Below are 24701 nucleotides of genomic sequence, written 5' to 3'. Positions count from 1 at the left end.
GCAAAGCAATCGGGGGGACAATATGTCGATGGCGCGGTCGATGGAGGAGCAGTGGCAGCGGTTCGGTGAGCAGCTCGGGTCCGGGCGCGGACGACTACCGGCGGAGGTTCGCCGGGAGATCCGCAGGCGGGCCACCGATTCGGCGGGTGGTGACGGCATTCCCCCGGAGCTAGCCGCGTTCGCCGACCTGGTCGCGGAGCGTTCGTACCGGGTCACCGAAGCGACCGTCACCGGGCTGACGGCGGCGGGACACAGCGACGACGAGATCTTCGAGACGGCGGCCGTCGCCGCTTACGGGGCCGCCGATCGGCGGCTACGGGCCGCTCGCCGCGCGTGGGGAGGTCGCTGAAATGTGGCTCGAGGCAGTGGAATCCGGACATGACCGGCCGACCCGGTGGATGTTCGGCATGATGCGGCGGTTCAGCAAGATCGACCTGCCCGCGGTGTTGAAGGTGACGTTCTATCGGAATCATTTCTTCGGGACGCCGCTATCGGACCTCATCCAGCAGGCCATGCGCGGGCCCTCGTTCTGGACGGTAGCCGAACGCGAGATCTTCGCGACCGGGACGTCGCAGGCGAACGAGTGTCCGTTCTGCACCTCGGCGCATCACGCGATCGCCGGTGCCTACGTGGATATTCAGGTCGTGGACCGCGCGTTGCAGGACGGAGCGGACTCGCCGCTACGGCCCGAGGCGCGGGCCATGCTCGAATTCCTCCGGAAGCTGGCCCGCGACCCCGACGGACTCACCCCGGACGACGCGGACAAGGTCCGGCAGGCGGGGGTTTCCGCCGAGGCCTTCGACGAGGCGGTGTGGGTGGGCGCCACGTTCGGGGTCATCAATCGGATGCTGAACGCGTTCGGCGCGCAGGCGCTGGCGCCCGAAGAAGCCAGGGGCGGTGCGAAATTCATCAAGGCGGCGGGTTATCGGGTGCCGTCGCCGATCCGGATTTTCTCCCGCGGTACCTGAGCTAGGAGAAGTCGGCGGCGTGGTCGGCGGCCCACTGTGCGTAACTGCGGGCGGGTACGCCGGTGACTTCCTGGATCGTGGTGGTCGGCTGGCCTGGGGTGTCGACCATCTCGGCCAGGCCGTTGAGGATGAAGTCGGCGAATTCCTCTGGTACCCATTGCATCTGCGCTTTGGCCTGCTCCGGGGTGATCTCCTCCCAGGTGAGTGGGCGGCCGAGAGCCGCGCCGATGGTCGCCACCTGCTCGGCCCGGCTCAGTGACGTCGGACCGCTGAGTTCATAGCGTGCCCCGAGGTGCTTGTCGGTGGTCAGGGCGAGCACCGCGACCGCGGCGATGTCAGCTTCGTGCAGCAAGGTGCTCGACGCTGCGCCGTACGCGCCGCGTACCACGTTGCCGGCCCGGATCTGCGGTGCCCATTCCAAGGTGTTGGTGGCAAAACCGTAGGGCCGCAAGAAGGTCCATTCCAGTGCCGAGTCCAGGATCGGTTGTTCGATGAGCGCGTGCACCCGGCCGATCGGGTTGTCCTGCTCGGCCACGTCGTCGCGGACCGCGGCGGAGGACAGCAGGACGATGCGATTCGCGTGCTCGGCGATCACCTCGATCACCGAGTTCGCGGCCTCACCAGGCAGATTCGGCCAAGTCAGATAGACCGCATCCACTCCGTCCAGCGCGGGGACCAACGTTTCCGGCGCGGTCAGATCGCCGGGTACGACCTCGACACTCGCCGGAAACGAGGCCGCCGCGGGCGTGCGCGCCAACGCGCGTACCTCGACCTCGGTGTCCGCGAGCTTCGAAACAACTTGTCCGCCAACGTGACCGGTCGCCCCGATCACCAGAACCTGCTTTGTCTGAGCCATGAGCTCACCTTACGAAAGCGGCTTTCTTTTGGTAAGGCCATACCTCGAAGTAAGCTCTGGTCATGAAGGTAGGTTCCCTGGCCAGCAGCTCGCCCGGCACCACACGAAGTGCGATATTCGACAGCGACTGCCCGGGCCGCACCGTCCTCGACAAGCTGACCAGTCGTTGGGGCGTGCTGATCCTGGTCGCCCTGCGCGACGGACCGATGCGCTTTCATGTGCTGCGCGACAACGTCGGTGGCATCAGCGAGAAGATGCTGTCGCAGAACCTGCGCACCTTCACCGATTACGGACTCACCGATCGCGCGGTGGAACCGACCACTCCCCCGCAAGTCACCTACTCACTGACCCCGATGGGTATGGAAGTAGCGGAACGATTGCATGCTCTGCTGGACTGGGTCAGCATCAACGGCGAGGCAATCGTGAAATTCCAGTCAGGGAGGTCAGCACGATGAGCAGGTCCCATTCTCGAGCCGCAGCGAGCGCGGCGGCCTTAGCGGCCGTAACCGTCACCGCCGCACTGACCGGTCCACCGGCCAACGCCGAGATGACCAGCGTCAGCGTCACCGCCGGTTCCGAGGGAATCGTCACCGGCTGCCGCTACACCATCATCGCCACGGTCACCGACCTATCCGACGACCCCGCCTCGGTCTTCTTCTGGCTCTCCGGCGGCGTCATCCCCGGCAACGGCGAACGCCTCCCCGGCGACCCCATCCACCACCCCGCCAACAACACCGTCACCACCACCTGGACCCCCACCCGCCCCGGCCCGCAAAACATCACCGCCATCCAAAGCGACCCAGGCAAATACACCTCGACCAAATTCACCACCGTCAACGTCGCCGGCACCGGCCTGGACACCGGCAGCTCCTGCATCAAAACGGGCTAGGTACGAAGCATGAAAAGCCCCGCATCCGTTTGCACGGATGCGGGGCTTTTGGCGGTGGCGGAGGGATTTGAACCATAAGCTTGATCTTGGCCAGTGGCTCGAACCCCTCCCCACCTGCCGAAATGCATCACTGCGAGTGACCCCGAATGACCCCGCTATCGGCCTGGTTATGCCCAAATTATGCCCACCTACGCACCTTCCGAAGTGATCCGGACGGCTGCGGCCCGCCAAGCTATGCCGCCCCGGACCGGGCACATCGATATCTACAGGCCCCGCGTATCCTGCGTCGCCATGACAGCACACCGCGCAGCGCAGTCCCCCACCCGCCAAGCGCTGGCGACGCCAGAGGACCTGGCCGAATACTTGCGAACCACCACCCAGCGGCTTGCCAACGACCGCTATCACGGAACAGGGCCGAAGTTCATCAAATACGGCCGTACCATTCGCTATCGGTGGGCAGACGTGCACTCTTGGGAAGAGGCCAACTCTCACACCCGCACCTCGCGTTAGCCCAGTCCGTTAGCCGTACCCGTCGTCCGGCTCTGGCCCCTGCTGGTATGCATCGCTCCCGCCCTCTCTTCGACGTTCCGGATGGCTCGCCCAGTATCCGGGCCACCACACCATCGATTTCGTCTTGGAGACGTGGCTTACTGTCCTGATCTCGCAGCTCGGCAGCAATCCGCGTCAGCGTCTCCAGATCAGCCCGGCAGGCCTCCCGCAGGATCGCCTCAACTTCCTCATGCTGGTATGCGTTTAACCGCCCGCGCCACCGGAGTCGCCACATCGCCTCGCTCATGACCGCACCCCGGAACGTGTGGAGCGATGTAGCAGCCCTGCCGCCCCCAGCGTGCTCAGCGCCGCCTTCCGCTGCCTGCACTGGACAGACTCGTTGTGCAAGTGGATCTGCAACAGCCGGTGCGCCTGCTCGTTTGTGAGTGGGCCAGGATCGAACCCACAGTGGTCGTAGTACGGGTAGTCGTTGGGATCGTCCGAGCCGTTCTCGAATCGAATAACCACACGAACGGTGTCGAAATCAACGTTCATGGCGTCACTCCCACGGTGTTGGGTGCCTCGAAACCGGAAGGAATTGCGAACTCAGGGTGGGGGTCAAGACTCAGCCGGTACATGACTCGATCACCGGTGAATGCAGTGCGGCCGTGCATCCACCGATGGTTGTGCAGCACGTAGCCCTGTCCAGGCTCGAGTGCGAATCGGATGGTGTGCCGCTCGATGGCAGCACCAAGCACGGGTAGCCATCGCGTGATTTCAGGCGAGTACTTAACGAGACCGTCCATCCGAAAGCGGACCCGTATCCGATTCCCTTGTGAATGCTCGAACACCGAGCCGAGATAACCAGCGGCACCGCCGAATAGCGCTGTCCGCGGTTGCGACAATGCGCGCGCTGCCTCAGGGTCGTTGATCGCCAGATCGGTGTAGACACTGCGGCTGTCGATTGCGATGCATTCACCGCCTGAAGAGCTCTTGCGTCCGCACACCACGAGAAGTAGCGCGGGCGGTTCCAGCACCCCAGATCGGTCGGTGTGCGGTGAAAGTGCACCAGTACCGAATCCCTCGAATCCAATTCTCCTTGCCAGTCCACCCCGATTCTGAAGTGTCGTCACGCCGTCGTCGTCACTGTCCCTGTGCGGGACGATACGACCGAGGGACGCCCCGAGCGTGACCAGCTGAGCCCGGGTGCGAACCTTGTCGAACCTGGCGAACCCATCAGCAGCGAGCCCAACTGCCACCCCTGCTGCCCAATCCTGCTGTAAGTCAACGAACATGTACTAGACCGTGCGCTCTGCGGCTTCAGTGTCCACTGACAGACTGTCAACCTCAACCCTCTGCCGGGCCGCCTTGGCCGGTGCTAGCGTCGCGGCATGACTGCATCCGGTTACGTGCCGCACATGTACTCGATCTCGGTAAAAGGCGTTGTAGTTCGCGATGGGCAAGTTCTTCTGCTGAAGAACGAGCGCGATGAATGGGAATTGCCCGGTGGCAGAATCGAACCCACCGAGACACCCGAGGAATGCGTGGCCCGCGAAATCACCGAAGAGACGCAGTGGCCTGTTACTACTGGACCGATTCTCGACTCTTGGATCTACTACATCAATGAAGCCGAACGACACGTCTTCATCGTGACTTACGGGTGCTACCCGGATACCGATGCCGAGCCTGTTCTTTCTCACGAGCACAAAGAAGTTGGACTGTTTCGCGAAGACGAGATAGCGGGCTTGAAGATGCCGGATGGATATAAGCGGTCCATCATGACCTGGTTCGCACAACTTCGGGCAGCGGAGAACGTCTAGGAGAAGCTGTGGGCGGCAGTAGATGTCAGGCGTGCGGAGTATCGATCGGTCGCTACGCGACTGAAGCTGTGTGCCCAACCTGCGCCGCCAACACCTCCACCAGCGGTAGCGCGGTAGTTCGAGCCGCACCGATCGCTTCGGCAATCTGGTTGTGGGCCGCTCCCGAAGCAGCGACCGCAATAGCGACACGCGATCTTCCCACTATCCTTCGGACCTATCGACGACTGACCGGGCTGAGCCAAATCGGATTGGCGGAACTACTCGGCTACGACAAGTCGTATGTGTCGATGCTCGAGACGGGTCGACGCGCGATCAGCGACATAGCCACGCGCCGCCACATCGCCGCCCAACTCGCCATCCCCGCACACGTGCTTGGAGTGACTGGTACCGACGACGCTGAATTCCGAGCCATGCTCCAATTCGGTGATTCCACAGTGCGTCTCGCCGAGATTGCGCGTCAGGCCGGACATGCCGTCGAGGCAGTCAACGAACTCTGGCCGCTGGTAGCCCGATTGGAGGCCAGAGCAGCCGAGGGACACATGGAGCGAGACAGCCTCATTCTGCTGGCACAGGCACGGGTTGCTCTCGGGGTGTCGCTGGGCACTGTCCTACCTGAAGAGCGCCTGCCGTCCGCTGCTCGATGGACTGGACAGGCCGTCACCGTGGCTGCACTCCTAGATGACCCGGCATTTTATGCCCACGCACTTCGGATGCACGGCAACGAGTTACGCAAGGCTGGGCACGTCGGCGCGGCCGTTGTGCGGCTAGAGCGGTCCCTAGAGCTGTCGCGCGACCCGGCGGACCAAGGTGCAACGCTGGCATTCTTGTGTCGAGCTGCTGGCGAGCTCGGAGACGCAGAGCGGTTCGACTCTGCCCTCTGCTCCTACCGCGACTTACTCGATCAGAACCCTGGCAGCGGGCTGTTATTCCAGCCATTCACGTTGCGCGAGATACAGCTACGCGGATTGATGGGCACTGGACGAGCGGTTGAAGCTGGTCAGCTTGTGCACAACCAAGTCGGCTCACCTGCGGCCCCGCAATGGCGGATCATCGAACGCGTCACCACTGGCGAAGTCTTTACTTCGATCCATGAAACAGACGCGGCACAGGACGCGTTCGCAGACGCAATCAGAGCGGCCGAGACCCACAGGCTTCCCCACCAAATACAGCGAACCGTCAGAGCTACGGTCAAGGCCGGATTGCATGAATTAACCATCGAGGGAACGGATGTGCTCCATCGCCTTCGGTCTCTCCTTTCGAAGACGACTTAGCATGTCGGCTCAACTACTCGCCGACGAAATCCGCCGCCGGCACGCCGAAGAACTACTCATCGCCGAACACCTCAGCATCGAACAAATCGCCCACCGCCTCGGCTACAACGCCACACCCGCGTTCACCGCATCAATCACCCGCTGGACAGGCATGCCCCCGCGCGCCTACCACCGCAGCAAACTCAGACCCGCCGACACCCGACCGGCCACCGGCGGCACCAAAACCCTTGCAACATCCAACATCCGACAAGTAACCACCGACCGCTCCGTCAAGACAATGAGATCGCGTGTTCCACAACATAATCCGCCCAATGTCTACGCCGGATACTACTCGACACCTCTGATACCTCCGGCGCACCGCTGCTTCTCGCAGCATGCACGAGCGCGAGGCGGCGCATCGACAACTTCAGTTCCAGAGTGACCTCGATCGGTCAAATCGGTAGGCGGTACGAACAGCCCGGGACGGGCGCCTGGCAGCGGCGCACTCGGCCGGATGCGGAGAAATCACCAGCTCGAAGCTGCCGCGGCACGCCTGGATTTACCGCGATAGAGATCGGTCCCTCGATGGCACTCCGGATGAGGGAGGGAGCTGTACCCGGCGCGACAAGACGGCCCGGGAAGTGGTTTCGGCGCTGAAGGTCGCGTTCCTACTCGGCCGGACTTGACACCCGACGCGTTCACCGAGTGTGCCCATGTGGGGCAGTTGGACGACCACACCCACCGCATGGGATTGCTGATCGCAAGGCGAGACCCGAAGGACCAACTCGAAGGCGGATACAGCAGCAATGAAACATGAGTACGAGGCGAAATTCCTGGCCGTAGACGTCGAAGGTCTGCGCGCCAAGCTCACCGAGCTCGGCGCGATCCAGTCGTTCTCGCGAACGCTGTTGACCCGCAAGATATTCGAGAACGATTCACTGACTCGTGGTGCATGGGTCCGCCTGCGTGACGAGGGGTCTCGCTCCACGCTGACACTCAAGCAGGTCACCGACGCCACCACCATCGATGGCACCACCGAATCGAAACGACGGTGGGAGACCAGCACGCCATGGCGGAAATCCTGGTCAAACTCGGTCTGCGTCAGGTCCGATACCAGGAGAGCTACCGCGAGGAGTGGCAACTCGACGACGTCGTGTTCGACCTGGACACCTGGCCCGTTCTACCGACTTTCCTGGAAATTGAGGGTCCGAGTGAGTCTGCCGTGCGCCTCGCAGCCGCACGCTTGGATCTGGACTACACCGACGCCAGGTTCGGCAGCGTGGACGAGATCTACAAGAGCGAAACAGGCCGGAACATCCTCACTGAGCCGACTCTGTTGTTCGAGGAGCCGACGAAGGAAGTCTGAGGCGGATCGGGCCTGCCGTGACAAGCGCTGGTAGCCAAACAAGCCGTTGCCTGAACTGAAAAGCCCCTCACCTGTGTGAACAGGTGAGGGGCTTTTTGGCGGTGGCGGAGGGATTTGAACCCTCGGAGGGGGGTTACCCCTCACACGCTTTCGAGGCGTGCTCCTTAGGCCGCTCGGACACGCCACCGCCGACAACCATACCGGACTGGGGGCGGATCGTTAAATCGCCTGGGTAGCTCTTGGACTGGTGTGATGTGACGCACGGAAGGTGCGGGTGGGGCGGCGAGGCGGGGTCAGCGCTGGGTGCGGAAGAAGGTGTCGAGGAGGGCGGCGCAGTCGGGTTCGAGGATGCCGCCGCGGACCTGGGGGCGGTGGTTGAGGCGGCGGTCGCGGACTACGTCCCAGAGGGAGCCGACGGCGCCGGTTTTGGGTTCCCAGGCGCCGAAGACGAGGCGGGAGACGCGGGCGAGGACGAGGGCACCTGCGCACATGGTGCAGGGTTCGAGAGTGACGGCGAGGGTGACGCCTTCGAGGCGCCAGCCGTCGCCGTGGACCTCGGCGGCGCGCCGCAGAGCCAGGACCTCGGCGTGTGCGGTGGGGTCGCCGAGGGCTTCGCGGGCATTCGCCGCGCGGGCGAGTTCCCTTCCGGCGGAGTCGAATACGACTGCGCCGACGGGAACGTCGCGGGGGTCGGCTTCGGCGGCCGCGGCGATCGCGGCACGCACCATGTCGGTGTCCGAAGGTACGGCGAGGCCCGGCACGTCAGCGGGGCAGCTTGTCCAGCACCGCCGAGAGTTCGTCGGCGAAGCCGAGGCGTTGGGCGATCATGCCGAGCTGCTCGTCGGGGTAGAGGTCGGTGTCGGCGAGGATGACGCTCAGCACCGGCTCGGGCAGGCCCAGATCGGCGAGCACGCCGAGGTCGCCCTCTTCCCACGGCTCGATGTCGTCGAGCTCGTCGGGGTCGATGTCCGGGATTTCCACATTCAGGGCGTCGAGGACGTCCGCGGCGATGTCGTAATCAATGGCGGCGGTCGCGTCCGAAACCAGCATCCGGGTACCGCTGGGCGCGGGCCGGACCACGATGAAGAACTCGTCGTCGATGTCGAGCAGGCCGAAAACGGCACCCGAGCTGCGCAAGGCCTTCAGTTCGTTTTCCGCTGCGGACAAATCCGTAAGCGCATCGTGGCTCAGCGGGCTGCACCGCCATTTGCCTTCTTCGCGGACAACCGCCACTGCGAACCCTTCTACGTCGTCGTAATCATCCGACGCCGCCCTATTCGTGCCCGAGCGCTGTGCTGCCATGGCCGCAACGGTAGTCTGCCCGAGCCGAAATGTTGAAGTCGTATGCGAATCTGTTCAGGTGACTTCTGCTGGGAAAGCGTCCGTGTGTGTCCTCGGAACCGGCTTGATCGGCGGTTCCCTGCTGCGCGCCGCCGTCGGCGCCGGGTACGACGCCTGGGGGTTCAACCGATCGCCGGCCGGCGCGGAGGCCGCGCGCAGGGACGGCTTCGACGTGACCGAGGAGCTGTCCGCCGCGCTGACCCGGGCCGCCGATGCGGACGCGCTGATCGTCATCGCGGTGCCGATGCCCGCGGTCGGGCACCTGCTCTCCGCCATCGCCACCTACGCGCCGCGCTGCGTGCTGACCGATGTGGTCAGCGTGAAGGCGCCGGTCGCCGAGGCGGTCCGCAAGGAGGGGCTCTCGGCCCGCTATGTCGGCGGGCATCCGATGACCGGCACCGCCGAATCCGGGTGGGCCGCCACCGATTCCGGCCTGTTTCGCGACGCCGTGTGGGCGGTGGGCGTGGACGAGGGCACCCATGCCGAAGCGTGGACGAGGGTGGCGCGGCTGGCGCTGGACTGCGGCTCGGTGGTCGTGCCGGTGGTCGCGGACGAGCACGATCGCGCGGTCGCCCGGATCTCGCATCTGCCGCACGTGCTGGCCGAGGCGCTGGCCTCGGCCGGTGCGGCCGGCGGTGCGCTCGCCCTCGGCCTGGCGGCGGGTTCGTTCCGCGACGGCACCCGGGTCGCGGCCACCGCCCCGGATCTCGTGCGCGCCATTTGTGAACCGAATTCCGCGGCACTACTGGCGGTGCTGGAGGAAACGCTCACGGTGCTCGGCGCCGCCCGCGACAGCCTGCGCGCAGACAATTCCCTGGCCGATCTCGTCGAGGCCGGACACGATGCCAGGGAACGCTACGAAACCGCGCAACGATGGGAAATCACCGATATCCACCCCGGTGACCACAATTGGCTGGCGAACTTACGCGACGCCGGGCAGCGCGGCGGGGTTATCACCCGGTTGAACTGAGCCCGGGAATTGTCAGATGCGCTCGGCCAGGCCCGGGTAGTCGAGCAGGAAGCCGTCCGCGTCGACGGTGACCGTCGCGCTGGAGACCGGGGACAGCACGCTGATGCCGTCGGCGGCCGCGCTGTAGGTCAGGCTCGCTTCCTGGACCAGCAGGTCGGGCAGGCGCACATAGACGACCGGGACCTGGACGTCGTGCACCGCGTGCTGCAGGTCGAAGCGGCGGATCGGCAGCGTGTTGAAGAACGGGCTGAGCACCACGTCGACATCGAGCGCGCCGGCGAAGGTCGAGCGGACGTGGCTGCCGCCCGCGTCGACCAGCCAGTAGTTCTCCTCGTCCCTGGCGATGGACGCGTGCCGTTCGCCGGCCGCGGTCGTGGTGCGCAACGAGAGGCGCTTGGTCGCGCCGCTCTCGTCGGTGACCAGGTCGTAGGACGCGCTGAACGCCGGATGGTCGTCACACGCGCCGCCGATCATGCGACCGGCGGCGCGGATGCGATTGCCGTTCAACGTCACGCGGACCGACTCCATCCGGGACGCGTTGTGCGCGCGCCAGGTGAGAATCGCCGGCCAACGGGAGGCCGGTGGCGTATCGGGGCCAGAGGCTTGGCTCTCGGAGGCTGGGATCGTCACGTATCTACCGTAAGCGACACCGAGCCCTAGTCCGCACCACACCAGCCCGCATCACACCAGCGATTCCCGCCACGCCGCGTGCAAACTGGCGAACCGGCCGGTGCCCGCGATGAGCTCGGCCGGGGTGCCGTCCTCCACTACGCGCCCGGATTCCAGCACCAGCACCCGGTCGGCGATCGCCACGGTGGACAGCCGATGGGCGATGATCACCGCCGTCCGATCGCGCAGCACCGTCTCCAGGGCCTGCTGCACCAGCCGCTCACCCGGGATGTCCAGGCTGGACGTGGCTTCGTCCAGCACGATCACCGCGGGGTCGGCCAGGAACACCCGGGCGAACGCGACCAGCTGCCGCTGCCCGGCGGACAACCGGCCGCCGCGCTTGCGCACGTCGGTGCCGAAGCCCTCGGGCAGCGCCTGCACGAAGTCGTACAGCCCGACCGCGCGGGCCGCCGCGAACACCTCCGCATCGGTGGCGTCCGGCCGGCCGAGCCGGATGTTGTCGGCCACCGAGCCGGAGAACAGGTAGGACTCCTGGGTGACCATCACGACATTGCGGCGCAGGTCGGCGTCGGAGATCCGGCGCAGGTCGATCCCGTCCAGGGTGACCGTGCCCGCGGACGGGTCGTAGAACCGGGTCAGCAGCTTGGCCAGCGTGGACTTGCCGGCGCCGGTGGCGCCGACCAGCGCGACGACCTGTCCGGCCGGGATGTCCAGGGAGAACTCCGGCAGCACCTGACGCTCGCCGCCGTAGCCGAACGACACCCGATCCATCAGCACCGCGCCGCTCGCCTTCGCCACCGGCGTCGGGTCGGCCGGCTCAGCCACCGAGGGCTCTTCCTCGAGCACGCCGGAGATCTTCTCCAGCGCCGCGGCCGCGGACTGATACGAGTTGAACACCTGCGCGAGTTCGTCGAGCGGACCGTAGAACTCGTTGAGGTACAACAGGTATGCCGCGAGCACGCCGACCGCGATGTGGCCCTCGATCACCTGCCACGCGCCGACCACGATGATGATCACCGTGGTCAGGTTGCCGAGCAGCCTGCTCAGTCCGGCGTAGTCGCCCATGCCGCGCATGGCCTTGGTGGTCGCCTGCTGGTAGTCGCCGTCCTCGTGCGCGAGCACCGACTCGTTGCGCTGCTCGCGGCGGAAGGTCTGCACCGCGCGCATGCCACCCATCGACTCGACGAACTGCACGACCACCTTCGCGATGGCGCCGCGGGTGTGCCGGTAGCTCGCCCGCTGCCTGCGCTGCGCCCACCGGGTGACGAACACCAGCGGCACGAAGCCGATCAGCACGATCGCGGCCAGCGTCAGATCCAGGTAGATCAGCAGCACCGCGATGGTCAGCACCGACAGGATCGCGCTCAGCGCCTGATTCAGCGCACCCTCCAGCAGTTCCTGGAGGGTCTCGATGTCGCCGGTCAGGCGCGCGACGACCTTGCCCGAGGTGTACTTCTCGTGGAAGGCGACGCTGAGCCGCTGCATGTGCGCGAACGAACGCACCCGCAGGTCGAACAGCACGCTCTGGCTGAGCTTGCCGGACACCCGCAGGAACAGGAACGTGGTCAGTCCGCCGATCAGCACCGCGCCGAAGTACCCGCCGACCGCCCAGGTCAGCGGGGTCCAATTCCCTTTGCGCCCTTCGCCGATGCCGTTGTCGAGCCCGTGCGCGATGAACAGCGGCGCGGACACCATCGCGGCGTTGTCCACCACGATGAGCACCAGCGCGAGCGCCGCCAGCTTGCGATACGGGCGGACCAGGTCGAGCAGCAGTCGCCGGGATCGCCCGGCCAGCACCAGGTTTCCGGCCTGGGTGACCTCCTTGTCCTCGCTGGCGATGCCGCGCCAATCGGCGGCCTCGTCCCGCTGAATGACCGAATCCGCTTCCGTCACCGCGTCTTTCGACACGACCGTCTCCGTGCTCACTGCTCCTCACCTCCCATCAGTTCTCGATATCGGCTGCTGCTGCGCAGCAGTTGATCGTGGGTGCCCTCGGCGACGATCCGGCCGTCGGCCAGCACCGCGACCCGGTCGGCCAGCGCGGCCGTCGAGGGGCGATGCGCGACGAGCAGGGTGGTCGCGCCGGCCAGCACGGTGCGCAGCCGTTCCTGCACCCGCTCTTCGGTTTCCACATCCAGCGCGGACAGCGGATCGTCGAGCACCATGATCCGGGTGCGATTGCCCTCCCCCGCCCCGCTCAACACGGCGCGGGCCAGCGCGAGTCGCTGCCGCTGACCGCCGGACAGGCTCAGTCCCTGCTCGCCGATCCTGGTGTCCAGTCCCCACGGCAGGTGGTCCACGAACTCGGTGGCCTGCGCGACGTCCAGCGCGCGCCGCACGTCGGCGTCGGTGGCGGACGGGTCGCCGAGCGCGACGTTCTCCCGCACGCTCGCCGAGAACAGCACCGGCTCCTCGAAAGCGACCGACACCAGCGAGCGCAGATCGGCCAGCCGCATGGTCGCGATGTCGATGCCGTCGATGGTGATCACGCCGCCGGACACGTCGTAGAGCCGCGGAATCAGGTTGAGCAGCGCGGTCTTTCCGCTACCGGTCGCGCCGACCAGCGCGACCGTCTCACCGGGGCGGATCTTGAGCGAAACATCGTGCAGCACCTCCCCTTTCGCGTCCGGGAAGGCGAACTTCACGCCCTCCAGCCGCAATTCGCCGACCACCGTCTCCGGCAGTTCCACCGGATCGGCCGGGTCGGCGATGTCGACCGGGGTGTCGATGATCTCCCAGTACCGATCGCCCGCGGTGCGCGCGTCGTTCAGCTCGGCCAGCAGGAAGCCGGTCCAGATGATCGGCCACTGCAGGAAGTTGGCGAGGGTGATCGCCGCGACCAGGGTGCCGAGCGTCATCGAGCCCTGCACCACGGCGTAGCCGCCGTAGCCGAGCGCGAACGCGATGGCCAGCTGCGGCAGGCCGGTCATGGCCGACCACAGCCGCGCGTCCAGGCGCACCTTGAACATCTCGGTCTTCTGCAACTCGCGTGACTGCGCGAGGAACCGGCCGCCGAAGAACACGCCGCGGCCGAACGCCTTCAGCACGCGCACGCCCTGCGCCGATTCCTCGGCGGTGGTGGCCAGGTCGCCGGACTGGTCCTGCGACCGTCGCGACGCGATCGAGTACTCGCGCTCGAACCGAACGCAGATGTAGGTCAACGGGATCGCGATGATCACGAAGATCAGCCCGATCTGCCAGTTCAGGAACAGCAGCACCACCAGGCCGACCGGGATCAGCACGAAGTGGATGATCAGGAACGGCCCGGCGAACGCGACGAAGCGGCGCAGGGTGGCCATGTCGTCGACCGCGCGCGAGAGCAGCTGACCCGACTCCCAGGCGTCGTGGCGTCCGATCGCCAGCGACTGCAACTTGCGGAAGATCTTGGCGCGCATGGTGATCTCGACCATGGTGGCCGGCTTGGACACCAGCCAGCGGCGGCCCCACACGCCGAAGGCCTCCAGCAAGCCGAGCGCGAGCACCAGCGCGACCGGCGCGAGTACACCGGCGAAATCGCGGTGCGCGATCGGTCCGTCGATGATCTTGGCGATGATCAACGGGATGACGATGGCGGTCAGCGACGAGAGGACCGCGAGCGTGGTCGCGCCGAGCAGCGCACGCCGGTACGGGCGCACGTACGGCCAGAAACGGCGCAGCGATTGCAGGCGGCCCGGCGCGGACGCGGCGGGCCGCTCCGGTCTGTCGGCCTCCGGATCGGCGGTCGCGACATCCAGTGCAACTGACATAGTGCCCCCTAGAGGTCTGTGGATGGTGGTGGCGAGAACCGGCGCACTCGGTGATGTTCGCACCCAGGTCCGACATTTCAGGGTGGCAGCATCGCCCCGATCAGCCAACCGATTTTCCGGCCCCGCCGATTCCCCCGCGGCCGCGTTCGTGCTGGATATCACCGCTTGTCCGCAGGTCGCGCTGTCCGTCATGGAGCAAGCAAACAACCTCGAGTAATCTTCAGGTCAAGGGGTGACGCGCGTAACGAAACGACCTCGGCGCCCAGATCCTGGGCGCCGAGGTCGGTGAATTCGAATATTCGAACGAGGTCCGGCTCTAGCGGACGCCCGCGCTTTCCCGCTCGGCCGGCGCGTCCGGGAAGGCCTGCTGCTGGTAGCCACCGCGCAGCGTGCCGTCCAGATACGCGGCCCGGCAGGCCCGGCGGGCGATCTTGCCGCTGGAGGTCCGCGGAATCGAACCCGCGGGCACCAGCAGCACGTCCCGCACGGTGACGCCGTGCCGCTGGGAGACGGCCGCGCGCACGGTGTCGGCGACCGGTTCGGTCTCCAGCTTGCCCGCGCCGGTGTTGCGTTCGGCGACGATGACCAACTGCTCGGAGTTGTCGTCGGCGTCGAACTTCAGGCCGGAGTGGCTGCCCTTCTCGAAGACCAGCGCCGGAAGTTCGTTGGCGGGCACCGAGAATGCCGCGACGAAACCGGGTCGCAGCGCGGTGCTGGATTCCTGCGCCGAGAACTCCAGGTCCTGCGGGTAGTGATTGCGCCCGTCGACGATGACCAGGTCCTTCACCCGGCCGGTGATGTAGAGCTCGCCGTCGAGGTACGCGCCGTAGTCGCCGGTGCGCATCCAGTGCGCGTCCTCGGGCGTGCCCGCCGCGTGACTGCCGTCCGGCTGCCGGGCGGCCAGCTTGGCCTGGAAGGTGGCCGCGGTCTCGTCGGGCTTACCCCAGTAGCCGATGCCCATGTTCTCGCCGTGCAGCCAGATCTCGCCGACCTCGCCGTCCGCGCGCTCGACGCCGGTGTCCGGATCGACGATGGTGGCCCACTGCGACAACGCCACATATCCACAGGACACCTGGGCGATCGCATTGTCGGCGTCCGGCTCGACCTCGACCATCCGGCCCGAATTCAGTTGGGCGCGGTCGACATACACCACCCTGGCCTCGTCCTCGGCCTTGGTCGCCGACACGAACAGCGTCGCCTCGGCCATGCCGTAGCAGGGCTTGATCGTCGTCTTCGGCAGGCCGTACGGCGCGAACGCCTCGTTGAACTTCTTCATCGAGGACACCGACACCGGCTCGCTGCCGTTGATCAACCCGATCACATTCGACAGGTCGAGTTCTTCGCCCGGCTTCGGCTTACCTCGCGCCGCCGCGTGCTCGAACGCGAAATTCGGTGCCGCGGCGAAAGTTCCGGCGCCGTCGGAGGCGGCGGCCAGTTCCTTGATCCAGCGATAGGGGCGGCGGACGAACGCGCTCGGCGACATAATGGTGATGAATCCGCCGCCGACGGTCGGCAGAATCACGCACAGCAGCCCCATGTCGTGGAACAGCGGCAGCCAGGTGACGCCGCGCGAATTCTCTTTCACGCCAATGGCATCGATCATCTGCAACAGATTGGTGCCGACCGCCCGGTGCGTGATCTCCACGCCCGCAGGCGTTCTGGTGGAGCCGGAGGTGTATTGCAGGTAGGCCACACTGTCGATATTGATATCGGGCCGCACCCACATCGCGCCGACGCTGTCCGGAATCGCTTCCACCGCAATAATCCGCGGCCGTTGCGCCGCGGGCAGATGCCGGAAGAAGTTCCGCACACCGCCCGCCGCGGAGCCGACCGTGAGGATCGCCGCCGGCGTGCAGTCGCTGAGCACCGCGGTGAGCCGGTCGGTGTGCCCCTGCTCCTCCGGGTCGAACAGCGGCACCGCGATATTGCCCGCGTAGACGGCCGCGAAAATGGAGACGACATAGTCGAGTCCCTGCGGCGCCAGAATCGCCACCCGGTCACCGGGCTGGGTCACCTGTTGCAGTCGAGCCGCGACGGCTCGTAGCCGGACACCGAACTGCCGCCAGGTCAGCTCGTGGTACTCGCCGTCGCGTTCCCGCGAATAGTCGATATAGCGGTAGGCGAGGTCGTCGCCGTTCTCCGCGCTGTGCTTGTCGACGAAGTCGATCAGGGTCTTGTCACCGCGGATTTTGATATTGCCCTGGTCGTCCAAATAGTCGTCGAAGGTCTCGTCGATCATCGCCTTATCCTTTTGCCAAAGCACGCACACAGGCCGTGCAGTTACACCGAACACAGGTCGATAACGAAGCGTCGGGAAGGCTAGCAGGTGCGCAGCCTTCCGACGCTCAGTACCGCCCGAAGGCGATCGCTACGTTGTGTCCGCCGAAACCGAACGAGTTGTTCACGGCGTAATCGATCCGACCCGGCCGGCTCTGGCCCTTGACCACGTCGAGATCGATTTGCGGGTCCTGATTGTCCAGATTCAGGGTGGGCGGGACGATGCCGTCGCGAATGGACAGCACGGTGATCACGGACTCGAGCGCGCCGACCGCGCCGATCGAGTGCCCGAGTGCGGATTTCGGCGCGTAGACCGAGGCGTGGTTGCCCACCGCCGACGAAATGGCTTGCGCCTCAGCGGTATCCCCGATCGGCGTCGCGGTGGCGTGCGCGTTGACGTGCGTCACATCTTTTTTCGTCAGCCCGGCCTTCTCGATCGCCCTGGTCATCGCGCGCGCCGCACCCTTGCCCTCCAGATCGGGCGCGACCAGGTGGAAGGCGTCGGAAGTGATGCCCGCCCCCATGATTCGCGCGTGGATGGTCGCGCCGCGCGCCTTGGCGTGTTCCTCGGTCTCGATGATCATCATCGCGCCCGCCTCGCCGAACACGAAGCCGTCGCGGTCGGTGTCGAACGGGCGCGAGGCGCTCTTCGGATCGTGGTTGCGGGTGCTCATCGCGCGCATCATGGTGAACGCCGCGATCGGCACCGCCTGGATGGAACCCTCGACGCCGCCGGTGACCACCATGTCGGCGTCGCCCATCACGATCATCTGCCACGCGTTGGCGATCGCCTCCGAGCCGGACGAGCAGGCCGATACCGGCGTCACCACGCCCGCTCCCGCGCCGAGCTCGATGCCGACGCACGCGGCCGAGCCGTTGGGCATGATCCGCTGCACGGTCAGCGGCGAAATCTTGCGGTAGCCACCGTTTTTGATCCGGTCGCGGGCGTCGATGATGTACTCGCCGCCGCCGAGTCCGGTGCCGATGGCGACGCCGAGCCGGGTCTTGTCCACCTCCGGGCTGCCCGCGTTGCGCCACACCTCACGGCTCAGCACGGTGGCCATCTGCTCCACGTAGGACAGGGTGCGCGCCTCGACCCGGGTGAGACTGTCGGCCGGGGAGACCTTCAGGTGACCGCCGATGCGGACCGGCAGCTCGAACTGCTCGATGAAGCTGTCCTCCAGGACGTCGATGCCGCTCTCGCCGTTGAGCAGGCCTTTCCAGGTCGAGTCGACGTCGCCCGCGATCGAGGTCGTCGCGGCCAGGCTGGTCACGACGACGTTGGGAAAGCTCCTGTTTTTCGAAGGTATCTGCATGTTCGCTCACTTTCCCTAGCGTGACGACTAAGAAATTTGTCGAGCTCAAAACCTTGTGGAGCAGTTGCATTTCGCATGCGGACGCGCCGCCTAGCACGTGGGGCGGCATCCGCGCGTATAGCGCTGGAGCGCAGGCAGATCAGCCTGCCGAGCCTGTCATCAGGGCCGCATAGTCGATCGGCCGATAAGCATTATCGAGCAGCAGCAGACCGATCGAGTTGCTGACACGCGGACGGTACCAGGCGACCTTCGCGGTCGCTCGGTCACGCCGTCATGGCGCTGTTCGCGACCGGCACCCGGCAACTCGAGTAACCTCTCCCCGGGCACGGGGCGACGTCGGCGGCGTCTCGACCGAAGACGCGAGGAAGGGACGGTCGGTGACGGGCGCGCGGATGGTCGGGCTGTCCGCCGGGATCGGCGGGCTCGAGCTCGGCCTCGGCCATAACGGCTGGCAGACCGAGCTGCTGTGCGAGATCGACGCGGGCGCACAGGGGGTGCTGGCCGCCCGGTTCCCTGATGTGCCACTGCATTCCGACATCACCGGCCTGCGCGCGCTACCCGCAGGCACCGAGCTGGTCGCGGCCGGTTTCCCCTGCCAGGACCTGTCCCAGGCCGGACGCACCGCGGGCATCACCGGCAAGCGGTCGGGCCTGGTCGACGAGGTGTTCCGGCTGGTGCGGCGCAAGCGCGGGCCGCGCTGGCTGCTGATCGAGAACGTCCCGTTCATGTTGCAGCTCGGTCGCGGCGCGGCGATGCGGCACATCACCACGGCCCTGGAGGAGCTCGGCTACACCTGGGCTTATCGGGTGGTGGACGCGCGGGCGTTCGGCCTGCCACAGCGCCGTCAGCGGGTCTTGATGCTGGCCTCCAGGACCGAGGACCCGCGCGGGGTGCTGTTCGGCGACGACGCGGGGCCGCGGATCGTCGGCGACCCCGATCGCGACCCGTGCGGGTTCTACTGGACCGAGGGCGTGCGCGGGCTCGGCTGGGCGGTGAACGCGGTGCCGACGGTGAAGGGCGGATCCGCGCTCGGCATCGCCAGTCCGCCCGCGGTGCGGCTGCCGTCCGGCGAGATCGTCACGCCCGGTCTGGTCGATGTGGAACGGCTGCAAGGCTTCGACGCCGATTGGACCGCGCCCGCCGGTGAGGTGCTCGGCGTCCGGCAGGGGCATCGATGGAAGCTGGTCGGCAATGCGGTGAGCGTGCGGATGGCCGACTGGGTCGGCTCCCGGCTGGCGGCACCGCTGCATCCGATTCCCGGTGACCAGCCGCTACCGCCGGGAACGCCGTGGCCGGTGGCGGCCTGGGGGCACAACGGGGTGGCCTATCGGGTGCCGGTCTCGACCTGGCCGGTGCACGAACCGTACGAGGATCTGCGCAACTTCCTCACCGACTCGCGGCTGCTCTCGGCCCGGGCGACCGCCGGGTTCCTGCGCCGGACCAGCATGGGCAGCCTGCGGTTTCCGCCGGGCTTCCTCGACGACGTGGAGAGCCATCTCGATCGGATGGGTGGCTGGGCGGCATGAGCCGGCGATCGGATGCGGCGCCGGGTTCGTCCGGCGACGCGCCCGAGGACGCGCAACGATTTCCGAAACCCGCGCAGCGCCCCACCACCGACGCGGCGACCAGTGCCCGCATGTCCAAGCAGCGACGCACCGGAACCAAGCCTGAGCTGGCCTTACGTCGCGAACTGCACCGGCGCGGGCTGCGGTATTTCGTCGATCGGGCACCGATCCGGGGGCAGCGGCGGCGCGCCGATCTGGTGTTCCCGCGACTTCAGGTCGCGGTCTACGTAGACGGCTGCTTCTGGCATCGCTGTCCGCAACACGCCACCGATCCGCGCAACAACGCGGAATGGTGGGCCGCCAAGCTGGCCGGCAACGTGGCCCGGGACCGGGCGACCGACGCGGCGCTGATCGAGGCGGGCTGGCAGGTGATCCGGGTGTGGGAGCACGAGGAATCCGGCGCCGCGGCCGATCGGGTGCAGGCCGCGCTGGGCCGGACTAGCGGGACTTGACCCGGACCAATGTGCGCGGGGCATGGGCGGCGAGGTAGCTCGACGCCACCATCACCGTCATCACGATGACTCCGGCGGCAGCGGTTGCGTAGCCGATCATGGGGACCTCCTAGTGAACGCTTCACTGACAGCCTGTCCGCCGAACCTGACAGGAGCCTGTGTAGTGCGTGGCAAAGGCGTGTGTTTGATCCCATCGCGGTGGTGATCCCATGACTCGGCCGCCGCACTGACCTACGGTTTGAACATCGGTCCAGTGGCAGGTAGGAGAATGGGTCCGTGACAGATAGCCAAAAGATCGCCGAACGGCGCGTGCGGGTGGCGTCCTTGGTGATCGCGGCGGCAATCCTGATCGCGGGAGTCTGCTACTCGTCCTGGGTGCTGGAGTTCGTGCTGAAGATCGACGTCGACCCGGTCAACTCGTTCCTCAGCGAGCTGGACGCCGAGGGAAAGCCATACCGTGCGGTGTTCGCGACCGCCGACAAGATCGTCGGCGCGGTGCTGATCCCCGCCGCGATCGGCGGACTGCTGATTTTCCCGCGCCGCCGGTTCACCACGATCGGCTGGGTCGCGCTGTTCTGCTTCGGCGCGGCCACGATCGCCGATGTGTTGCTACCCCTGAAGGACTGCACCGCGAGCGACAGTGGGTGCGGCGGCGGCAGCGAGCTTTTCCCGCAATTACACCAGCCGCACGCACTGTCGAGCACCATCGCGGTCACCTCGATCGCCGTCGCCACCTTCGCGTTCAGCCTGGCCGCTTTCCGCTATCACCGCTGGCGGATCCTGCGCGAGGCCGGGCTGGTCGTGCTGGTGGTCGGGTCGGCGGCGACCGTGTGGATGCTGGTCGCCGACAACCTGCCCGGCAATTACGCGCTCGGCATCGCCCAGCGGATCCAGGTCGGGTCGATGTCGCTGTGGCTGATCACGCTGGCCGCGGCGGTCATCCTCGAAGGCCGGGAGTGGATCGACCCGAACGACTAGCTATTTCACCGTCAGCTTGACGGTGTGCTCGGCGGTCTTGGCCGGCAGCTTGGTGGTGTCGACGAAGAGGATCTCGCCGCTGTCCTGCACGCCGTTGGGCAGCGTCTTGGGCTTCAGCCCGAACGGCGGCTGGTCGCCCTTGCTACCGGCCAGACCGAAATCGCTGTCGTTGGAGATGTAGAGCGTCTTGCCGCCGTCCAAGGTGGCCACGCCCTCGATCTTGTCGTGGCCGAAGAACTTTCCGTCGGCGTCGAGATCCTTGACCAAGCCGTTCAGGTCGAGGTTCTTGGGCTTGGCCGCCGGGGTGACGCCCGCCTTGGTCAGTCCGGCGACACCGTCGGTGGTGGAGACGGTGCCGACCAGGGTCTCCAGTGGCTTGCCGTCGATCAGCAGGCCGCCGTGTTCCGGATCGTAGTGCGCGCCGGGCACTTTCGAGTCGGGGCCGACGTCGGTGGCGTTGGCGATGTCGACGGTCCACAGCTTCTTGTCCGCCTTGGGCGCCAGATTGCCGTCACGCTCGTCGACCAGGAAGGTGGTCGCGCTCAACGCGGTGACCTCCGAGTCGGCGACCTTGGTGCTCTTCGGGTTCTCCAGCGGAACCACGAATTCCTTCTGCGCCTTCGTCTTCAGATCGACGGTGACGAGCCGGGTCAGCGGCACCTCCTTCGCGGATCCGCTGAGACCGGGCGTGTTCAGCGCGCTCTGCACCAGGCCGACGAGGGTGCTGCCGTCGGGCGTGATGGTCAGGCCCTCCATGCCCTGGTTCGGGGTGCGCAGCGAAAGCTCCTTGGGCAGGCCGGATCCCGGCGCGAGGCGCTCGAGCTCGCCGCCCTTGGCATCGAAATGCACCAGGAACGGGCCGTATTCGTCGGAGACCCAGAAGGTGCCGTCGGGCAGTGCGACCAGGCCCTCCGGATCGAGGCCGTGATCGGTGGGCGGCAACACGTTTCCGGCCAGGTCCTTGATCGTCTCGCCGGTGTTCGCGGCGACATCGACCTGCCCGTTGAACGGGACGCCCGCCTTGGTGTGCAGGTCCAGGCTCGATTGCAGCACCGCGCGGGTGCCGACCAGCTTGAACCTGCCGATCTTGGGCACGAAACTCGCGGTCGGGGAAAGCTTCTCGTTCTTGCCCGGGCCGTCCACGTTCGGGCCGCGGTCGGTCAGGCCGTAGAACTCGTCCTTGCTGCCGGGCACCGGAGTCCAGGCCGAGCCGAAGCCGCTGCCCTGCACCGTCGTTCCGCCGAACTCGCCGAGCGGCGGAATGTCGGTGGTGTACAGGCGAACCGCGTCGGTGGTGGTCACCTTCAAGGTGTCGGATCCGGTGTACCCGGCCTTCGGCGTGTAGACGACCGCGCCGTCCACCCGGCGGCTCAGCGTGCCGTGCTCCGGATCGGCGATGCGGACGGCGGCGCTGCCACCCGTCTTGGCGAGCAGGTCGTCCAGGGAGATCACCAGCGGCTGATCCTTGGTGGCGGTGAAGTCGGCCGAGTCCGCGGACGAGCAGCCTGCGGCCAGCACGCCGGCACAGAGGACGGCGACGGCGGTGATGCGAGGACGAGAATGAGCTTTCACTGGGACTGCCTACCGCGTCGATCCGACTTCTGGCCGACGCGGAGGTGACAATTCGGTGCCGATCGGCGCGCATGCGATGCTGTCGCCATGACCGCACGCGTGAACATCTCCTCCGGCTCCGAATTCGAAGACATCGTCGGCTACAGCCGCGCCGTCCGGATCGGCAATCACATCGCGGTCAGCGGCAGCACCGCCTCGGTCACCGGCGGCACCGCGGTCGGCGGCGACGATATCGGCGAGCAGACCCGGGAAACCCTGCGCCGCATCGCGGCCGCCCTCACCGAGGCCGGCGCGAGCCTCGCCGACGTCGTGCGCACCCGCATCTTCGTCACCGACATCGCCCGCTGGCCCGAGGTCGCCAAGGCGCACGCCGAGGTCTTCGGCGAGATCCGCCCGGCCACCTCCATGTACGAGATCAGCGCCCTGATCACGCCCGCCCTGCTGGTGGAGATCGAGGCCGACGCCATCGTCGGCGAGTAGCTCCCGGTGAAGTGCGACGGGGTCCGATCCGGATCGCTAGGGTCGCTGTTGTGACCAGTGCCCTGCCGGAAGATCCCGTCTCACTCGACACCCTCGCCGAGGCGACCGACCGTCTCCTCGACGCCATGCGCAAGCTCGGCAACGACGACGTGGCCGAGGCCTCGCTGCTGCCCGGCTGGAGTCGCGGGCACGTGCTCGCGCACCTCGCCCGCAATGCCGACAGCCTGCTGAATCTGTTGCTGTGGGCGCATACCGGGGTGGAAATCCTGCAATACGCGAGCATGTATCTGCGCGACTTCGACATCGATGCCGGCGCTCCGCGACCCGCCGCCGAACAACTCGTCGACAACGAGGCCGCCACGAAACGGTGGCTCGCGCTGGCGAATTCACTGACCGAGGACACCTGGCACGCGGAAGTCCGCACCCGCCAAGGGCGTCCGATCCCCGCTAGCGAGGTGCGCTGGATGCGGTTGCAGGAGGTGGAGATTCACCACGTCGACCTGAATGTCGGGTACACGCCCACCGATTGGCCCGCCCCGTTCACCGCCCGCATCCTGCAGCAGGCGACCGTCGACATGAACCGAATCACCACCGCCGCAACCGAACCGGTGCCGGCCTTCGAATTGCGCGCCACCGACACCGATTTCACCGGCCTCGTCGGCACCGCCGCCCCTGCCACCACCGTCACCGGTACCGCTGCCGCGCTCGCCGCCTGGCTGCTGGGCCGATCGAACGGCGCCGACCTCACCGGCGACCTTCCCGCGCTGCCCGCCTGGAAATAGCTCCTCGACCGGAACAGCCCCGCCCCTCGATGGATTCGAGGGGCGGGGCTGTTCGTTCGGCTCAGGTCAGCGAACGGTGAATTCGAAGGCGGGCAAGGCCTGATGCGGGCGGTCCGTCGTGGTCGTGATGCTGATGCGGCCACGGCCGGTGGGCAGATCGGCGCGCCCGACCGCGCCCGGATTCATCGGCAGCGCGAATCCCCAACCGCCGCTGACCAAGACCGGCACGGAGCCGGAGTCGCCGGTGGTGAGATTGCGCCAGTTCGCGAAGACGGTCACGGTGCACGGCGGGTACACGAACAGGTAGTGCTGGATGCCGTACCAAACGCTGGCGGCGCCCGGTCCGCCGACATCGGGACGGTTCCCGGCATTGCCGGTGATCGTCGCGAAGGTGAGCGGGTCGTAGCAGAGGGTGTTGGTGTACCCCAGCTGGGTGCCGAGGGCATCGTCGGCCGTGGCGGTCGCATTGGTGGCGAGCAGCGCGCCGACGAGCAGCGCCCCGACGACCGGGATCCGAACGAGCCAGTTGCGGTGTCGCATGGTCTCTCCGTAGGTGTGGGCTGAGGTCAGCGGAAGGTTTCGTACAGCCGGGCATCGGTGGCGATGCCGAAGTGCCCGGTGATGAATTCGTTGCACTCGGCGCGCGGGTGGGTCTGGGTCGCGTCCATCTCCGGATGCGGGCCCGCGTAGGCGTTGCGCTGGCTCGATTGCCGGTAGGGACCGACGCCGATGCCGCCCCGGGTGACGAAGACGCCGATGCAGTCGGCTTCCACGGTGAAGTACCCGTCGCCGCCGGGGCAGAAGCCGGTCGCGCCGGTCACCGATCGATCGAGGACACAGTCCCGCGGTTCGGCGGCGGCCGAACCGGCGGTGGCGACGACCGCGGCCGCCGCAATTCCTAGTAGGGCCGAACTACTGATGATGCGGCGCCAGCTTGCTGTCATTCCGATCTCC

General features: G+C 66.8%; 27 protein-coding genes and 1 tRNA gene. 14 read left to right on the top strand and 14 right to left on the bottom strand.

All coding sequences use genetic code 11. From position 1 onward, the window contains the following. Positions 1–28 precede the first annotated feature (28 nt). Both F3087_RS05835 and F3087_RS05830 read left to right on the top strand, forming a co-directional pair. On the top strand, positions 29–349 hold the full coding sequence (locus tag F3087_RS05835) for a hypothetical protein (protein ID WP_150400660.1): 321 nt from the start codon (positions 29–31) through the stop codon (positions 347–349). Position 350: 1 nt separating this feature from the next. Further along, positions 351–968: a carboxymuconolactone decarboxylase family protein gene (locus F3087_RS05830; protein WP_150400659.1), complete on the top strand. Its 618-nt coding sequence runs from the start codon at positions 351–353 to the stop codon at positions 966–968. 1 nt (position 969) lies between these two features. Here F3087_RS05830 and F3087_RS05825 read toward each other — a convergent pair whose 3' ends face one another. Next, entirely contained in the window at positions 970–1824 is an 855-nt protein-coding gene (locus tag F3087_RS05825) for an SDR family oxidoreductase (RefSeq protein WP_150400658.1), read from the bottom strand. A 62-nt stretch (positions 1825–1886) separates the two neighbouring features. Between F3087_RS05825 and F3087_RS05820 the strand changes: the two genes are divergently transcribed. Both F3087_RS05820 and F3087_RS05815 read left to right on the top strand, forming a co-directional pair. Next, positions 1887–2279, top strand: coding sequence for a winged helix-turn-helix transcriptional regulator (locus F3087_RS05820; RefSeq protein ID WP_150400657.1), 393 nt, complete (start codon positions 1887–1889; stop codon positions 2277–2279). Continuing rightward, the gene (locus tag F3087_RS05815; RefSeq protein WP_150400656.1) at positions 2276–2713 is read left to right on the top strand and encodes a hypothetical protein; all 438 of its coding nucleotides are present in this window, start codon (positions 2276–2278) and stop codon (positions 2711–2713) included. Before F3087_RS05820 ends, F3087_RS05815 begins: the two co-directional genes overlap by 4 nt. A gap of 792 nt (positions 2714–3505) precedes the next feature. Here F3087_RS05815 and F3087_RS05805 read toward each other — a convergent pair. Next, a complete protein-coding gene (locus F3087_RS05805; protein ID WP_223884842.1) occupies positions 3506–3757 on the bottom strand; it encodes a hypothetical protein in 252 nt (83 codons plus the stop codon). Beyond that, on the bottom strand, positions 3754–4497 hold the full coding sequence (locus F3087_RS05800) for a TauD/TfdA family dioxygenase (protein WP_150400654.1): 744 nt from the start codon (positions 4495–4497) through the stop codon (positions 3754–3756). The genes F3087_RS05805 and F3087_RS05800 overlap by 4 nt, the downstream gene beginning before the upstream one ends. A 96-nt stretch (positions 4498–4593) precedes the next feature. Here F3087_RS05800 and F3087_RS05795 point away from each other — a divergent pair, with 96 nt between their 5' ends. The 4 genes from F3087_RS05795 to F3087_RS46435 all read left to right on the top strand — a co-directional run bounded on the left by F3087_RS05795 (position 4594) and on the right by F3087_RS46435 (position 7638). Then, entirely contained in the window at positions 4594–5022 is a 429-nt protein-coding gene (locus F3087_RS05795; protein ID WP_150400653.1) for an NUDIX hydrolase, read from the top strand. Positions 5023–5030: 8 nt separating this feature from the next. Beyond that, entirely contained in the window at positions 5031–6293 is a 1263-nt protein-coding gene (locus F3087_RS05790; protein WP_317983908.1) for a helix-turn-helix domain-containing protein, read from the top strand. A 1-nt stretch (position 6294) separates the two neighbouring features. Further along, complete coding sequence (locus F3087_RS05785; protein WP_191093778.1) at positions 6295–6714, top strand: helix-turn-helix domain-containing protein; 420 nt, start codon at positions 6295–6297, stop codon at positions 6712–6714. 609 nt (positions 6715–7323) lie between these two features. Further along, the gene (locus F3087_RS46435; RefSeq protein WP_396897530.1) at positions 7324–7638 is read left to right on the top strand and encodes a hypothetical protein; all 315 of its coding nucleotides are present in this window, start codon (positions 7324–7326) and stop codon (positions 7636–7638) included. A gap of 96 nt (positions 7639–7734) precedes the next feature. On the opposite strand, the gene F3087_RS05775 is transcribed toward F3087_RS46435, so the two are convergent. From F3087_RS05775 to F3087_RS05765, 3 genes are all read right to left on the bottom strand, one after another. Beyond that, a tRNA-Ser gene (locus F3087_RS05775) sits at positions 7735–7825 on the bottom strand. Between the two features lie 106 nt (positions 7826–7931). Further along, entirely contained in the window at positions 7932–8366 is a 435-nt protein-coding gene (locus F3087_RS05770; RefSeq protein ID WP_150400651.1) for a nucleoside deaminase, read from the bottom strand. Between the two features lie 34 nt (positions 8367–8400). Then, complete coding sequence (locus F3087_RS05765; RefSeq protein WP_150400650.1) at positions 8401–8940, bottom strand: tRNA adenosine deaminase-associated protein; 540 nt, start codon at positions 8938–8940, stop codon at positions 8401–8403. Here F3087_RS05765 and F3087_RS05760 point away from each other — a divergent pair. Further along, positions 8939–9949: a prephenate dehydrogenase gene (locus F3087_RS05760; RefSeq protein WP_150400649.1), complete on the top strand. Its 1011-nt coding sequence runs from the start codon at positions 8939–8941 to the stop codon at positions 9947–9949. The genes F3087_RS05765 and F3087_RS05760 overlap by 2 nt on opposite strands. Before the next feature lie 12 nt (positions 9950–9961). Here F3087_RS05760 and F3087_RS05755 read toward each other — a convergent pair whose 3' ends face one another. The 5 genes from F3087_RS05755 to F3087_RS05735 form a co-directional block, all read right to left on the bottom strand. Next, positions 9962–10579 carry a putative glycolipid-binding domain-containing protein gene (locus F3087_RS05755; RefSeq protein ID WP_150400648.1) on the bottom strand — a complete coding sequence of 206 codons (618 nt, stop codon included), beginning with the start codon at positions 10577–10579 and terminating at the stop codon, positions 9962–9964. A gap of 51 nt (positions 10580–10630) precedes the next feature. Beyond that, positions 10631–12505: an ABC transporter ATP-binding protein gene (locus F3087_RS05750; protein WP_150400647.1), complete on the bottom strand. Its 1875-nt coding sequence runs from the start codon at positions 12503–12505 to the stop codon at positions 10631–10633. Continuing rightward, complete coding sequence (locus F3087_RS05745; protein ID WP_150400646.1) at positions 12502–14325, bottom strand: ABC transporter ATP-binding protein; 1824 nt, start codon at positions 14323–14325, stop codon at positions 12502–12504. The genes F3087_RS05750 and F3087_RS05745 overlap by 4 nt, the downstream gene beginning before the upstream one ends. 316 nt (positions 14326–14641) lie before the next feature. Then, the gene (gene fadD32 / locus F3087_RS05740; RefSeq protein WP_396897529.1) at positions 14642–16564 is read right to left on the bottom strand and encodes a long-chain-fatty-acid--AMP ligase FadD32; all 1923 of its coding nucleotides are present in this window, start codon (positions 16562–16564) and stop codon (positions 14642–14644) included. A 106-nt stretch (positions 16565–16670) separates the two neighbouring features. Continuing rightward, on the bottom strand, positions 16671–17918 hold the full coding sequence (locus tag F3087_RS05735; RefSeq protein ID WP_150400645.1) for a KasA/KasB family beta-ketoacyl-ACP synthase: 1248 nt from the start codon (positions 17916–17918) through the stop codon (positions 16671–16673). Between the two features lie 392 nt (positions 17919–18310). Between F3087_RS05735 and F3087_RS05730 the strand changes: the two genes are divergently transcribed. The 3 genes from F3087_RS05730 (at position 18311) to F3087_RS05720 (ending at position 20913) form a co-directional block, all read left to right on the top strand. After that, the gene (locus F3087_RS05730; RefSeq protein WP_191093815.1) at positions 18311–19444 is read left to right on the top strand and encodes a DNA cytosine methyltransferase; all 1134 of its coding nucleotides are present in this window, start codon (positions 18311–18313) and stop codon (positions 19442–19444) included. After that, the gene (locus tag F3087_RS05725) at positions 19441–19935 is read left to right on the top strand and encodes a very short patch repair endonuclease (protein ID WP_223884841.1); all 495 of its coding nucleotides are present in this window, start codon (positions 19441–19443) and stop codon (positions 19933–19935) included. The genes F3087_RS05730 and F3087_RS05725 overlap by 4 nt, the downstream gene beginning before the upstream one ends. Before the next feature lie 276 nt (positions 19936–20211). Further along, positions 20212–20913, top strand: coding sequence for a DUF998 domain-containing protein (locus tag F3087_RS05720; RefSeq protein WP_150400643.1), 702 nt, complete (start codon positions 20212–20214; stop codon positions 20911–20913). Here F3087_RS05720 and F3087_RS05715 read toward each other — a convergent pair whose 3' ends face one another. Beyond that, positions 20914–22485 (bottom strand): esterase-like activity of phytase family protein, encoded by a 1572-nt coding sequence (locus tag F3087_RS05715; RefSeq protein ID WP_223884840.1) that lies wholly within the window; start codon positions 22483–22485, stop codon positions 20914–20916. It abuts the gene before it with no gap. Between the two features lie 87 nt (positions 22486–22572). On the opposite strand from F3087_RS05715, the gene F3087_RS05710 reads away from it, so the two are divergent. Continuing rightward, positions 22573–22965 (top strand): RidA family protein, encoded by a 393-nt coding sequence (locus F3087_RS05710; protein ID WP_150400642.1) that lies wholly within the window; start codon positions 22573–22575, stop codon positions 22963–22965. A gap of 50 nt (positions 22966–23015) precedes the next feature. Continuing rightward, on the top strand, positions 23016–23747 hold the full coding sequence (locus F3087_RS05705; protein ID WP_223884839.1) for a maleylpyruvate isomerase family mycothiol-dependent enzyme: 732 nt from the start codon (positions 23016–23018) through the stop codon (positions 23745–23747). Between the two features lie 66 nt (positions 23748–23813). Here the strand turns inward: F3087_RS05705 and F3087_RS05700 are convergent, their stop codons facing one another. Next, the gene (locus F3087_RS05700) at positions 23814–24287 is read right to left on the bottom strand and encodes a hypothetical protein (protein WP_150400641.1); all 474 of its coding nucleotides are present in this window, start codon (positions 24285–24287) and stop codon (positions 23814–23816) included. Between the two features lie 26 nt (positions 24288–24313). Continuing rightward, positions 24314–24691, bottom strand: coding sequence for a hypothetical protein (locus F3087_RS05695; RefSeq protein ID WP_150400640.1), 378 nt, complete (start codon positions 24689–24691; stop codon positions 24314–24316). Positions 24692–24701 lie beyond the last annotated feature (10 nt).

This window comes from Nocardia colli, from assembly GCF_008704205.1.
Taxonomy (GTDB): Bacteria; Actinomycetota; Actinomycetes; order Mycobacteriales; family Mycobacteriaceae; genus Nocardia; species Nocardia colli.
Note: the sequence above shows the minus strand (reverse complement) of the source record. Positions and strands in the feature narration are given on the sequence as shown.